Below are 13,573 nucleotides of genomic sequence, written 5' to 3'. Positions count from 1 at the left end.
CGGTCACGCTTTGGCGGTTAGCTCCAGCGTCGCCCAGCAACTGGGGTCCTCGTCGAAAGGCATCCCGATGCCGCTGGCGAACGTCTGCACGCCCAGTTCTCGATCAACCACTGCGTAATTGAAGCCCAGACGGGGGTACTGGGCCGGGTCATAGCCGCCGAGCGATACGGCCGGCATGAAGACCGCCATCTGGTAACCATCTTTGGTGACTTTGCTACGCACTTGCAGCTCACGCGGCTTGACAGGGCGGGCGTTCTCGCGGGCCCGATTGATCAGCAACTGATCCGCTACCGGCTCGGCATCGCCGCGTCCGCCGCCGGCTGGGGTAAAGCCAAAGCGGTGACAAAACTTCGTGGCGCGATGCAAGCTGTGCGTCGCGCGGGTGTCGATCCACACCTGCAGGCCATCCGACTCGTCGAAGCGCGTCTCGCGGCACCAGACCGGCTTCTGCTTCTCTTTGACCACCACCGTCATCGCGACCCCCTCGGGGGCCCACGCCAAGCGGACATCGGCAAAACGCCGCTCAGAAGACGGGGTCTCGCGGTCGAGCGCTGCCAAGTCGGGCAATTGGCAGGCTTCGTCCAGCTTCGTGCCGCCGGCGCTCCAGATCGGTTCGCGCCGCGCGACCGGCACAGCAAACTGGAACAGGTACCGCGGCGGAAGCAGCGTATTGAGCGTGGGATTTTCGGCCATAGGACCTTTTTATACCACGAAGTGCGTTGCAAGCGCGATGGGGGTAAACACCACCCGCCAAAGGCCGCGATAGCAGGGCCCCCGACCCGGGGTCGGGCTCGGCAACTTTGCCCGGTATAGTGATGGGTTCCTAGCTCGCCTCTCGTAAGGGTGGGCGCTCCGATACCCCGCAAACCGGGTCCCGACAACGATGCTAACGGTCCGCCTTCCCGACGGCAGCAGCCGCGATTTTTCTTCCTCGGTCACGTGCTTGGAGGTCGCTGAAGCGATCGGCCCGGGACTGGCCAAAGCGGCCCTCGCCGCTGAGGTCGATGGCACCCCCCGCGACCTGAGTCACACGCTCCCCGCCAGCGGCGAGGCCACGGTCCGCTTCCTCACCAAGCGCGACGAAGGGGCTCTCGCCATCATGCGCCACAGCTGCGCGCACGTGATGGCGCAGGCCGTCATGCGGCTCTACCAGGGGGTGCAACTGGCGTTCGGCCCCACCACCGGCAGCGGCTTCTACTACGACATGTTGCTGCCCGAGCCGATCTCGGAAGAAGACTTCCCGAAGATCGAAGCCGAGATGAAGAAGATCGTCAAAGAGGACTTGGCGTTCGAGCGGCTCGACATGCCGCGCGATGAATCCTTACAGCTTTGCGAAGAGCTGAGCCAGCGCTTCAAAGTCGAACACGTCCAGACGGGGCTGGGCGAAGAAAGCACGCTGTCGTTCTATCGCCAGGGGGAGTTCATCGATCTCTGTCGTGGTGTGCATATCCCCAGCACCGCGCACATCGGCAAGGCGTTCAAGCTGCTCAGCGTCGCCGGCGCGTACTGGAAGGGCGATGCCGCACGCGATCAGCTCCAGCGCCTCTACGCCACCGCGTTCTTCGACAAGAAAGAACTCACCGACCATCTGGCCCGCATCGAAGAGGCCAAGAAGCGCGATCACCGCGTGCTCGGCAAGCAGCTCGAGCTGTTCACGATCGATCAGAAGGTCGGCTCGGGGCTGATCCTGTGGCTGCCCAAGGGCGCCATCATCCGCCAAACGCTCGAGGACATGCTCAAGGCCGAGCTCACCCGCCGGGGGTACGAGGCGGTCTACACGCCGCACGTCGGCCGGGTGGAGTTGTACGAAACCTCGGGGCACTTCCCCTACTACCGCGAGAGCCAGTTCCCCGTCTTGTGCGAGCACGACGCTGGCTCGCTCGTCGATCGGCTCGTTGAAAAACTGCGCGCCGGGCAGATCACCGACGAAGAAGAGGCCAAGCTGCTCGACGCGGCGCGCTTGCTCGGCTTCGATGGCAAGGTCGATCCGCAGGCAACGCCCGCCGACCGGGCCGCCGCGCTCGACGCGTGGGCGCACAAGCATGAGCGCTATCTGCTCAAGCCGATGAACTGCCCGCACCACATCATGATCTATCAATCCAAGCCCCGCTCGTACCGCGACCTGCCGGTCCGCCTAGCCGAGTTCGGCACGGTGTATCGCTACGAGCAGTCGGGCGAGCTCTCGGGCATGACCCGCGTGCGCGGCTTCACGCAGGACGACGCCCACCTCTTCTGCACCGACGATCAGGTGGCCGACGAGTTCCGCGGCTGCCTCGAGATGACCCAGTGGGTGCTCGAGTCGCTCGGCATGACCGACTACCGCGTGCGGCTCGGCTTCCGCGATCCCGACAGCAGCAAGTACGTCGGCGAAGAGGCCCTGTGGGATCGCGCCGAAGCGGAACTCAAGGCGGTCTGCGAATCAATGAACCTGCCCGGGCTGACCATCGAGCCGGGCGAGGCCGCCTTCTACGGGCCGAAGGCCGACTTCGTGGTCACCGACTGTATCGGCCGCGAGTGGCAGCTGGGCACGGTGCAGCTCGACTACAACCTGCCGAGCGAGAGCCGCTTTGCGCTGGAGTACACCGGCGCCGACAACAAGCCGCACCGCCCGGTGATGATCCATCGCGCGCCGTTCGGTTCGATGGAGCGATTCCTGGGCGTGTTGATCGAACACTTCGCCGGCGCGTTCCCGCTGTGGCTGGCGCCGGTACAGGCGCGCATCGTGACGGTCAGCGAGAAGTCCGAGGCGTACGGCCGCGAGGTGGAGGCAAAACTCCGCGCCGCCGGCTTCCGTGTCGAGGGCGACTATCGCGGCTCGAAGCTGGGCGCCAAGATCCGCGAGGGGCAGCTCGCGCTGGTGCCCTATCTGGTGATCATCGGCGAGAAGGACCGCGACGCCGGCACGGTCGCCCTCCGCGATCGCCTCGACGGCGACGTGGGCGCGATGCCGCTGGCGGCGGCGCTCGAGCGTTTGCAAACGGAAGTCGCGGAGCGCCGCGTCCGGCAAGTCGCCACCAGCAACACCGCCGACCTCAGCGCCAAAGCGGCTGGTAATGAGTACTGAGCGCCACGACGCGGTCAGGCCTGAGGAGCTTCGGCGTTTACGGCGAATGGCACGTAGTTTTACCGAAGCTCTTTGAGCAGTTGGAGTTTGGTCTCGTGCCTGGGGAGCATCATCCACTGGAATCGCTTGGGCCTTCGCTTGACCTGTCTCGGTTCGAATCGCCCAGGTCGATCGCCAACGGCGTGGGCTGCGATGCAGTCGAGCAGTCGTTCGTAAGCCTCGTGACGGAGGCGTGAGCAACAAGCGATCACGGGCCGGAAGGCTTCGAGCGTCTGCATCGCGCCTTTGAAGCTGATCGACCGCGGCTGGAGGGCGTGTTCGCTCGCCGCTTGGGCCATCACGGTGCGGATCAGGTTGTAGGCGAGCACGTGCGTCCAGATCTCCTTGCGCACCAGCTCGGGCGTCTTGCACCGCAGCACCTCCATCTGCATGGTCGTCTTGACCGACCGCAGGTCGAGCTCGGCGTTCCATCGGGCTCGGTAGAGCGCCGCCAGGTCGTCCCTCGTGAATTCGTCGGGATCGAGCAGCGTCGTCACGACGACGATCGACTTGTTCCGGAAGCCCGCCTGGCCGATGACCACGCGGCACTCGCGGACCGTGATCGTGTCGGGCAGGTCACGGTAAGTCGGCCAATCGACCGAACGGATCGTGCTCGGCTTGGGCCACTCGACGAGGTGATCGCCCTTGCCGAGGCGCTGGCCCTTGCGGAAGTCGGCCTTCCGCATGACCTGCAGCTGCGACACGGCGTGGACGCCACGCTCCTGGAGCGTGAGCAGTTCCCGCCACGTACAGTACAAGCGGTCGGTGAGCACCACGTCTCCCGGCCGGAAGAAGCCCATCAGCCGACGGAACACGCTCAGCTCGCCTTGCCCCTTGCCGGCATAGCGGCAGACGCCCAGGTCGAGGATCGCCCCGCAAGAGAGCGAGAAGATGGCCGCGATGCGGGCCATCGGGAAGCCGAGCCCCGGCCGTTGTGCGTCGTGCTGCGGGTAAGCCTCTTGGTTCGCCGGCGTGTCGGGCATCGACACGGTGGAGCCGTCGAACAGGTAGACGCGGCGTCCCTTCCACAGCCACTCGGAAGGAGCTTGGGCGTCCAGCTCGCGACCCACTCGGCTGGCGATCGCCGAGAAGAACTGCTCGGGGAGTCGCTTCCGAGCTTGGCAGTAGGCCCCCGTCTCGGCCGAGCACTCGTTCTCACCACGGGCCAACCGATGCGCGATCAAGCGAGCGACGGCCGCACGGCACGAGTGGTCGGCGCTCAGCACCTGACCGAGGAACACCCACAGCGTCACCAGTGGCGAGTAGACCCGCTCCTTCCAAACAACGCCCGAGATCGCGAGCGCTTCCGACACGAGTTCCTTCGAGAGCACGTCGCTGAATGGCAGCTCGCCATCCTGCAAGAACTGCCGCCTCAGAAAGCTGATCTGGCTCCGACAGCGTCCATCGGTAACACTCCGCATCGTTGGGCCTCCTTGCCTTGGATGGGTTGCGTGACAACTCCCATCTAGACAAGCGAGGCCCTTCTTCGTAGGTCACTTCGTGGTAACGACTTGCGGAAAACTACGTGCCATTCGCGTTTACGGCCTGCGTAGGTTGTCAGCAAGGTTCGGCATGGCGGAAATGGCGTCTGCTGATCGCCAAGTGGGCCCCAAGAGGACGGCCGGCGGCATTCGGCTCATTGTGTCATCATTGTGATGACGCAAGTACCGAGGTTATCACTACCTCTGCAAGTTCGGGTCGGGGGCAACTCAAGTCGGCTGGTCCAACCGCTGCGGCTTGATACCACTAGATCAGTGGCGCCAGTGCCGGTACAGCTTCAGCATTAACGGCTTGTCAGCGGTCGCGTCCGGTGAGTTGTCGCGGGGCAATCTTCGTTTCTTGCTCTTTTCGCGAAACCCGGGGCGAAGAGCGGTGTTTATCAGGCAAGGTCGTCGGCAAGGGTTCTTGCAAGCCGCGACGGTTCCCGCCACGGACAAGGCCTGCCGGTCGTTGCTCCGTGCGATTTTTTTTCTGATCATCACTTACCGGCGCTACTCCAGGAGTTTCTTCTGATGGCATCTAACGTGTCGAGACTCGTTGCTTTGTCGACCGTATGGACCCTGTCGATCGGAGCCGCGATGGCTCACCCAGGGCACGACCACGTTGGTTCCAACGGGGTCTGGCCCGACCACGAAGCGTCGGATGACTCGGGCGGGCTCATCGCTTTGTCGGTGGCGCCGACAACCGCGAGCAGCGAGGTGGCGAGCAACGACGCGGCGAGCCCCGCGGCGCTCAGCACGGCGGTTTCTTCGAAGTATCTCTCGAACTGGAAGCTTTCGGATGGCTCGACCGGGTTCAGCACCGGGGACCCCAACACCGACAACAACATATCGAACATCCTCGCCGACGTGAACACGGTCGCCTACGACACCGACCACGTGTACATCAGGACAACCGGGATCCCGTCGCACGATATCGCCACGATCATCCCTGGAGAACCTCGCAATCCTGCCACAGCAGGCGACATCGACGCGACCTACCGCTTCAGCCTGAATCCAACCGAAGAGCTCGGCCAGAAAACGGCGACGGGGCTTGGGCCCAACGGCGTGATGGTCAACGGCGTCGCCTTCTACAATCAGTCGGACGGCACGTTTTGGGACGCGCAGACCAATGAACTCGGTGGCGGTGGCCGCGGTGGCCCTGGCGCCGAGGTTTGGACGACCAACGCTCTCTGGTCTCGCGGTGGCTTCCTCGCCGAAGACCCGGGCGGCGGGCACTCGTCTCCCATCCGCGGCTCGACCAACCCCGACGGGAGCGTCTTGGGGCAATACCACTATCATCAAACGCCTACGGGCTTGATGCCGCAAATCGACCCCGGCAACGGAGGCAGCCAGGGTTCGCCGATCGTGGGCTTCGCCTCCGATGGCTACCCGGTAGTCGGGCCCTATGCCTACGAGATCCAGGATGACGGTTCGCAGATCGTCCTTCAGATGACGTCCAGTTACGGATTGCTGGCGGACAATGGCGTCGATGAACCACGCGGGCCCAATGGCCCTTTGACGGCCGACTACGAACTCGGCTCGTTCATTGAAGACTTCGTGTACTACGAGGGTTCGGGAACGCTCAACGAGTACAACATGACCTTCGTCAAATTCGGCGACGACGGGCGTGCGATTCTCGCCGATCCGTCCGATCCAGATGGAGACTGGGCCTACTTCCTGACGCTCGATGTCCTCGACGCGATGTCCGGCAATGATACGGACATCGACTACGAGTACGCGTTTCCGTACATCGTGGGCCCGGAATACTTCGGAGTCGTCGAGCCCTTCGATCCGCAGACACCGATCGTCGTGCCGAACGATGTCCAATACTTCTTCCAGTACATTCCCGAGCCGACATCGCTTGCGTTGGTCGCCATCGGCATGCTGGGAGTAGTGCGTCGCAGGAAGTGAGCATCGGCGATTACTAGAATTGTTTTCCGTAGGAGAAGCGAAGTGACCTACTCCAGACTTCAACTCGCGTGCATCACGTTGACCTTCCTGGCACCCGGGCTCCTGTTTGCCCAACCACCCGGCGAGCGTGGTGGTCCTCCCAGTGGCGGGCGAGGAGGCCCTGCGCCGGAGAGGCTCATGGAGCTCTTTGAGCGGGCCGACGCGGACCAAGACGGGAGCGTCACGAAGGGGGAGCTAACCGACGCACTTGAGGCACAAGGCAAACGCGATCGGCGCGAACGAGGTGGGGATTCGTCTCGCGGGGAGCGACGCAGCGGCGAAGATCGGCAAGCGGAACGCTCGCCAGAGGGGCGTCCGCGTCGCGGTCCCCCGCCGCGCCCGGGACAGGTGCTCCCCGAGCCGGTCGCGGAGTCCCTTCAACTTACCGAGCAGCAGACGGCGCAACTCGTCGAACTCCAGGCAGAGGTAGATCGCCGTCTTTCGGCGATTCTGACCGAGGAACAAGCAACGCAATTGCGGAACGCCCGCCCGCCACACGGCCCGCGGGGCGGCGAGCGTGGCGCTGGCGGCGAGGGCCGCGCCAAACGAGCTCAGCGCCCCGAGTAGAGTCGCTTCATTTAGGTCGTCCTCGCTCACGATACCGAGCCGCTTGACGCTTCGACCGATCGATGCGGTTAGGAGAAGCCGACTCGCTCTGGGCCGTTCGTGCCCCGGAGCGAGCCGGCGCGGCTCGGTGGTCCGATTTCTATCCGTCCCGTAGAGAGACTTCTGATCGCATGATCCGCAGCTTGATCGCCGTTGCCTGCCTCTCAGGGAGCAGTCCCTTGACCTTCGCGGACGACTGGCCGGAGTTCTTGGGACCGGGCGGCACGGCGAGGTCGTCCGACGTGGCGCCTAAGGCCTGGGATGAATCGCAGAACGTCCTTTGGAAGGCCGATCTTCCGGGCACCGGGTCATCCAGCCCAATCGTCGTCGGCGACAGGCTTATCTTGACATGCTACGTCGCCGACGAACCTACGGCGAAGCGGCAAGTCCTCTGCTTCGACAAAGTCACCGGCGATCGCGTATGGTCGCTCGACTTCCCGATCGACTACAACGAGGACAGGTTCCAGGGGTACCTCACCGAGCATGGCTACGCCAGCAATACGCCCACAAGCGACGGAGAAAACGTCTACGTCTTCTTCGGAAAAGGGGGCGTGCATTCAATTGGCTTAGAGGGGGAGCGCAACTGGAGCATTGATGTCGGCAAAGAGTCGAGCGATCGGCAGTGGGGTTCAGCCGCCAGTTTGACCCTCTACCGAGACCGGCTGATTGTGAACGCCTCGGAAGAGTCGCAGTCGCTCATCGCCTTGGACAAGGCGACCGGCAACGAGCTCTGGAAGCAGGAGGCCGGGATGCTGGAACTCGCCTACGGCACGCCGAGGCTCGTAAACGCTGGCGAAGACGACGCAGAGATCGTGCTCAGCGTGCCCGGTGAGATCTGGGCGTTCAACGCCGGCACCGGAAAGCTCGCCTGGCATTGCCAATCGCCGATGACCGGCAATGTGAGCCCGTCGGTCATCGTTGACGGCCAAACGATCTACAGTTTCGGCGGCTACCGCGACTCCGGCAGTATGGCTGTCCGAACAGGCGGCGAAGGAGACGTCACGGATTCCCATGTCAGCTGGACTAACCGTTCGAGCTCGTACGTCGCGACCCCGCTGTTGCACGAGGGGCGATTCTACTGGATCGACGATCGCGGCATCGCCTACTGCACTTCCGCCGCAGACGGCTCGGTCATCTACCGCGAGCGCGTGCGTGACCTCAAGAGCGGAAGGCCGGTATATGCTTCGCCAGTCCTGATCGGCCAGCACATCTACGTCGTCACGCGTCGGAGTGGGACGATTGTCTACCCGCCGGGCGACGCGTTCCAGCCCGACGCGAGGAACGTCTTTGCTGGCGATGAGACCGATTTCAACGCCTCGCCGGCAGTGTCGGACAACCGGCTGTACCTCCGAAGCGACCGATCGATCTACTGCGTAGCCGAGTCTCGCTGATCCCACGAGCGACTCTGACAGCAGGCAGCGTGTCGCTCCCGTACTAACGACTGTTCTACCGCGCTGGTGGTCCAGCGATGGGGTCCACCTCAGCGGCCAGAACCCCCGGGCCGCCCTTATCTGGGCTGTCCCACTACGCCCCGATCGTGGAGTGACGACAACCCTCGGCACCGCCGCTTCCGATGGGTGAGGGTTTCCGGAAGATTCGGGCGACTACCGCAGGTGGACCGGAACTCTCTTGATCGAATGGGGTTGGAATTTGACATGGAAGGCGCGATCCGTGGTTTCGCTTGCTTGTTGCGGGACGACTTTGCGTCGTGGCTCGACCCTATTCTTCTGATGAATCGCGCGATGAAGACCTTCGACTGCTCCAGACGACCTTCGTTGCTGATCGCCACGCTCGTCTTTTGTCTCGTGGCGTCCGACTTAGCGTCTGCGCAAGGGCCTCGGCTGGGACGCCGAGGACCACGTATGCAGACAGCGGTAGAAGCCAAACCGCTGCAGCTGCTACCGGCCGATCAGTCCCCACCCACCGAGAGTCGTATTACGATTGTCGAAGAGCAAGACGCACGCCGTATCGATGCCAACGCGATCCCGGAGCACCTCGTCGGACGCTTCCCGAACCATGGCAACCCCAACGCGATCCGCGCGCAGCACTACCGCTTCAACTTGCCGCTGGATCCGCAGCCAGCGCAGGAGACCACGCCGCTACACTCCGCGACACGCCCGGGACCGCCGAATATGCCGTTTGGTGTGGCTCTCAACGGCGTACTGTTCGATCCGGGAACAGCGGGATTCTGGCGGGGGGAGCGTGCCCTCGACTGGAACTACGAGGCGCTCAGTGGTGCTGTCGAATTAGGGTTGGACGCGCACGTAGCCCATGTCCAGCCGGGCGGGCAGTACCATTACCACGGCCTGCCCGTCGGCCTCTTAAGAAAGCTGGGCCACAGCCCGGAGAAGCACTCGCCATTAGTTGGATGGGCTGCCGACGGTTTTCCGATCTATGCGCAGTACGGATACGCCGAACACGACAACGCTCAATCGGCGATCGTCGAGCTGCATTCCAGCTATCGACTCAAGAGCGGTAATCGCCCCGGTGGCGAGAACGCACCTGGCGGCGCCTACGACGGGACTTTCGTGCAGGACTACGAGTTTGTCCCGGGTGTCGGAAAGCTAGACGAATGCAACGGACGAACTTGCCTTACTCCGGATTTTCCAGCCGGAACTTACGCCTACTTTCTTACAACCGACTGGCCTGTCGTGCCGCGGAACTTCCGCGGTAAGCCTGTCCGTCTCCGGTAAGGCGTAGAGGTGAATCAGACCGGATCGACAAACCGGCGTCAGTCCGCTTTGCCAACCCGTCTGAAGCGCCTGAGCAACACTCGACTATGTAGCTGTGGGTCGCTTATGCAACTCGCCGGTACGTACAGCAAGGTCGGTCGAAGCACGCAAACCTCGCTGCCCTATCAAGGCCACACTCCCATGCATTCTGCTTCCCCCTCAGCCAATTCGTACCGAGGACTCCTGCTTCGAATCGCTGTCGTCCCAACTCTAATCGCGATGTCCCTCGACACCACCACGGCCTTAGCTCAAAGAGCTTTCGGGCGGCGACCTATCGTCGTCAGCGAAGGGCCGCTACCAGACATCGACGTGCTCACGGAAACGGGCCAACCGATCAAGGTCCGCGACCTAATCGATGGCAGGTACACAGTCCTTAAGACGGGCTGCTTGACCTGCCCAGAGTTTTTTCGTGCCTACGGCGAAGTCGAAGCGGCATCAATCGACTACGCCGACAAAGAAGTCAACTTCTACTATGTGATGCAAAGCCTCAGGCATCCAGAGCGCGAAGGCTACGTTCAAGCTCAGAATCCAACCGAACGGCTGAGGCACCTCGCCGAAGCGAAGAAGAAACTTGCCACACGCGTGCCGTGGATTGCCGACGCGATTGACGACTCCTTTCGTGTCACGATGCGAACCAACTCGAACTCGGTGTTCTTGATCTCACCATCTGGTGAGATCGTCTATGCGGCCGACCGAATGAACGACGACGGCCTGCGTCGTGCGCTGACGCGGCATGTCGGCCCAGTCGAGAACGCGACGTCGGTGCATGAGCTAGACCTGCCTCGGCTGCAACGAGTTCGGCTAGTCAACGCCCCGAGCGATGTGCGTGTCGAACGTCCTGAGGGCATGGTCATTCTGTCCACGACCGCGGAGAAGCCCGCGGACACGTACTACGTGAAACTTCGTGCCGAGGGAGAGCCCAAGCTCTTGGAAACGGGTAAAGGCCGACTGTTTCTCGGCTTTTACCCCGATCCGATTCATGGGGCAAAGTGGAACAACCTGGCCCCGGCCATGAAGTACGAACTCACCCTTCCCGAGGGCGTAGCGGCGACCCCAGCGGGTGCGGAGGCCAAACGCGGCCCCGGTGACAGCGACACCGAGCCACGCCAGTTTTGGGTCGACATCGCCGCAGAAGAGCCTCCGAGCGAGATCGTGGTAACGCTTCACTACTACGCTTGCACGGCTACCTTGTGCGAGGCGAAGTCACATCGTTACACCCTAACGCTGGAGCCAGAGGATAAGAACTCTCGGACGTTCGGATTCAATCGAGGCCAACGGAGACGCTCCGGCGGCGGGGATCGACCAAGTCGCGTGCAGCGTCTCGGACCAACGCGCTGAGCGACCCTTGATCGAGGGCGGGGCCATCGGGCCGGCCACACCTCGCGGTGGATAAGCGCGAAGGTCGATGAGACACGCGACCACCCGCACGGCGCCAAGTATTGATGGTTGCGCGGTGAATACACCTCGGGGAGTTTGTTTCCTGCTGCGTGGTCCGGGCTCCCGTTGGTCGCCCTCGGCTCATTGAGGGCACGACAGTCAATACTTCCTGGGTGCCTCGAGCACCGCTGCGAAGCCGCAAGGAAGGTGCTTCCCTGGCGGGTAAGAGTCAACAAGTGCCGTGGAATCAGTGGGTTCGGTCCCTGCCCGGGCCACGGATCGACATGAGGGACGGCGAAAACTCGTAAAAGTCCAGGAAGAGCCGGAACGGTACCCAGTCCCGAGGTGTTCAGAGTACTTAGTTACGGCGTTGGTAGCGGTCCAACTGGGAGCCAACGCCCATGCTGAACACGCACATCATTCGCACGACTCTTACGGATTCAGCTCATGCCTCGCGATAGCTATTACGGCGTTCTCGTTCTCACGCTCAGTCAGTCGATTCTAGGAACGCAAATCTCACAAGCAGCAACGATTCTCGCGAATACCTTCCAAGCAGTGGCGACCCAGAAGATCGACTCCGACGAAGGCGGTTTTCCTGGGGGTTTCTTGGAGAACGGCGATCGCTTCGGGCGATCGGTCATCTCGATTGGCGACTTAGATCTAGATGGCGTCAAAGACTTGGTCGTAGGAGCGCGATCAGACGACGATGGAGGGGAAGACGCCGGGGCCGCGTACATCTTGTTCATGAACCCCGACCTAACCGTGAAATCGACGACCAAGATATCCGCAACCACCGGGGGGCTCGGGGCCGGCGTGCTGGACGCGGGCGACTTCTTTGGTTATTCGCTTGCATCGCCCGGCGACCTGAATAACGACGGCATCCAAGACCTCACCGTTGGCGCCCCCAATGACGACGATGGCAGTGTTGATGCGGGGGCGATCTACAACCTCTTCCTCGACCGCACTGGGGCAGTGCAAAGTTTCCAGAAGATCAGCAACATCATCGGTGGGCTGACGCCGGGAAACCAAGGCTCTCCGCTCTCGGAGGGCGATTTCTTCGGAACGGCTGCCGGAGCGATCGGCGATTACAACAACGACGGGTTCGTCGATATCGCGATCGGGGCGCCGAGGGACGACGATGGCGGAACGAACCAGGGGGCCGTTTGGTTGCTATCTCTCGAACAGGGGGGAGCCGTCGCGTCCACCACGAAGATCAGCGATCCAGACTTGCCATTCGGAACACTGAGCTCCCGGGACGAATTTGGTGGTCGGCACGTCGCGAACATCGGAGACTTGGACGGCGACGGTCGCGATGAATTGGCCGTGGGAGCCTACCTTGACGACGACGGAGGCGCCGACGCCGGCGCCCTCTACACCCTGTTCTTCAACGATGATTTGACGATCCGCGACGTGCAAAAGATCTCTGCACTCGAGGGGGGGCTTACCGCGAGCTTGTCGGATGACGACTTGTTTGGAATGACGGTCGCTCCGCTAGGCGACCTCGACGGCGACGGCATTCCCGACATCGCGGTTGGAAGCAACAAAGACGATGACGGTGGGGAGGACCGAGGCGCCCTCTTCTTCTTCCTCATGAATTCGGATGGCACGGTGAAGTCGGAAGCAAAGATCAGCTCTGCTGATAATTTTGGGTTCGATTCGCTCGAGCTGACCGACGGAGCAAGGTTCGGCCGAGCTTTAGGATTCGTCGGCGACTTAGCCGGGGACGGTTCGCAAGTGTTGGCGGTGGGGGCTGGCGCTGGTGTCGATGGTGGAGCCGTTTGGTTATTGAAGTTCAGAACACAGGCCGTTCCCGAACCCTCGGCAATCATGCTGGTGCTTGTCGGATTGGTCTGCAGACAAGCTCGTCGTCGCGCCTGATAGGGCGTTCCAGACGAGAATTGACCGCCAGAACTATCGCAGGCTGAAGATGCCGATCAGTGACAAGCCACGGTAGCAGCCGATTGCGGTACGTCGCCGAATGCATTGGCCGAGCGGTTGTTGGCGAGCAATCCAGCTACTGTCGAAAGGACAGAAGCTTGGTCTTGAACCCTTCCCAGTAGCCGCAGAAGGACGGGGGAAGGCGCCGGCATCGGCACCTACGCCCAACTCGCCGCGGATGCCTCACCCGACCGCAATTCGGCGGCAAGCCAACTCACCGAGGTGGTTCGTCGCCGGGTAGACCTCGGTAGTTGCCATCCGCAGTCGATCTGACGGCGCAGGCGGGCCGAGTACGATCTCAAGTCATCGCGCTCCCGACGCCTCGGCTTGCCACTCGAAGCTGCGTCGGCCCGACACGCCTGCGCACACAAGACGTGATCGCCTGC

General features: G+C 62.6%; 9 protein-coding genes. 6 read left to right on the top strand and 3 right to left on the bottom strand.

Annotated elements, in window-relative coordinates; translation table 11 throughout:
* Positions 1 to 3 precede the first annotated feature (3 nt).
* Complete coding sequence (locus Pla111_RS09775) at positions 4 to 693, bottom strand: hypothetical protein (RefSeq protein WP_146573766.1); 690 nt, start codon at positions 691 to 693, stop codon at positions 4 to 6.
* Positions 694 to 883: 190 nt separating this feature from the next.
* Here Pla111_RS09775 and thrS point away from each other — a divergent pair, with 190 nt between their 5' ends.
* A complete protein-coding gene (gene thrS / locus Pla111_RS09770) occupies positions 884 to 3,064 on the top strand; it encodes a threonine--tRNA ligase (protein WP_146573764.1) in 2,181 nt (726 codons plus the stop codon).
* A gap of 59 nt (positions 3,065 to 3,123) precedes the next feature.
* On the opposite strand, the gene Pla111_RS09765 is transcribed toward thrS, so the two are convergent.
* Entirely contained in the window at positions 3,124 to 4,524 is a 1,401-nt protein-coding gene (locus tag Pla111_RS09765) for an IS4 family transposase (RefSeq protein ID WP_146573762.1), read from the bottom strand.
* Between the two features lie 591 nt (positions 4,525 to 5,115).
* On the opposite strand from Pla111_RS09765, the gene Pla111_RS09760 reads away from it, so the two are divergent.
* Entirely contained in the window at positions 5,116 to 6,495 is a 1,380-nt protein-coding gene (locus tag Pla111_RS09760; protein ID WP_146573925.1) for a YHYH protein, read from the top strand.
* Between the two features lie 234 nt (positions 6,496 to 6,729).
* Here the strand turns inward: Pla111_RS09760 and Pla111_RS17225 are convergent, their stop codons facing one another.
* Positions 6,730 to 7,131 (bottom strand): hypothetical protein, encoded by a 402-nt coding sequence (locus Pla111_RS17225; RefSeq protein WP_197524909.1) that lies wholly within the window; start codon positions 7,129 to 7,131, stop codon positions 6,730 to 6,732.
* A gap of 140 nt (positions 7,132 to 7,271) precedes the next feature.
* On the opposite strand from Pla111_RS17225, the gene Pla111_RS09750 reads away from it, so the two are divergent.
* From Pla111_RS09750 to Pla111_RS09735, 4 genes are all read left to right on the top strand, one after another.
* A complete protein-coding gene (locus tag Pla111_RS09750) occupies positions 7,272 to 8,531 on the top strand; it encodes an outer membrane protein assembly factor BamB family protein (protein ID WP_146573760.1) in 1,260 nt (419 codons plus the stop codon).
* A 471-nt stretch (positions 8,532 to 9,002) separates the two neighbouring features.
* Positions 9,003 to 9,833: a YHYH protein gene (locus Pla111_RS09745; RefSeq protein ID WP_197524908.1), complete on the top strand. Its 831-nt coding sequence runs from the start codon at positions 9,003 to 9,005 to the stop codon at positions 9,831 to 9,833.
* 258 nt (positions 9,834 to 10,091) lie between these two features.
* Complete coding sequence (locus Pla111_RS09740; protein WP_146573755.1) at positions 10,092 to 11,210, top strand: hypothetical protein; 1,119 nt, start codon at positions 10,092 to 10,094, stop codon at positions 11,208 to 11,210.
* A 486-nt stretch (positions 11,211 to 11,696) separates the two neighbouring features.
* A complete protein-coding gene (locus tag Pla111_RS09735; protein ID WP_146573753.1) occupies positions 11,697 to 13,127 on the top strand; it encodes an FG-GAP-like repeat-containing protein in 1,431 nt (476 codons plus the stop codon).
* Positions 13,128 to 13,573 lie beyond the last annotated feature (446 nt).

The organism is Botrimarina hoheduenensis, from assembly GCF_007859815.1.
GTDB lineage: Bacteria > Planctomycetota > Planctomycetia > Pirellulales > Lacipirellulaceae > Botrimarina > Botrimarina hoheduenensis.
This window is presented reverse-complemented; position numbering and strand designations above follow the sequence as displayed.

Excerpts from the sequence above, each read along its gene's own strand:
- Pla111_RS09775 (WP_146573766.1), bottom strand. The coding sequence starts at position 693 with ATGGCCGAAAATCCCACGCTCAATACGCTGCTTCCGCCGCGGTACCTG.
- thrS (WP_146573764.1), top strand. The coding sequence starts at position 884 with ATGCTAACGGTCCGCCTTCCCGACGGCAGCAGCCGCGATTTTTCTTCC.
- Pla111_RS09765 (WP_146573762.1), bottom strand. The coding sequence starts at position 4,524 with ATGCGGAGTGTTACCGATGGACGCTGTCGGAGCCAGATCAGCTTTCTG.
- Pla111_RS09760 (WP_146573925.1), top strand. The coding sequence starts at position 5,116 with ATGGCATCTAACGTGTCGAGACTCGTTGCTTTGTCGACCGTATGGACC.
- Pla111_RS09750 (WP_146573760.1), top strand. The coding sequence starts at position 7,272 with ATGATCCGCAGCTTGATCGCCGTTGCCTGCCTCTCAGGGAGCAGTCCC.
- Pla111_RS09745 (WP_197524908.1), top strand. The coding sequence starts at position 9,003 with ATGCAGACAGCGGTAGAAGCCAAACCGCTGCAGCTGCTACCGGCCGAT.
- Pla111_RS09740 (WP_146573755.1), top strand. The coding sequence starts at position 10,092 with ATGTCCCTCGACACCACCACGGCCTTAGCTCAAAGAGCTTTCGGGCGG.
- Pla111_RS09735 (WP_146573753.1), top strand. The coding sequence starts at position 11,697 with ATGCCTCGCGATAGCTATTACGGCGTTCTCGTTCTCACGCTCAGTCAG.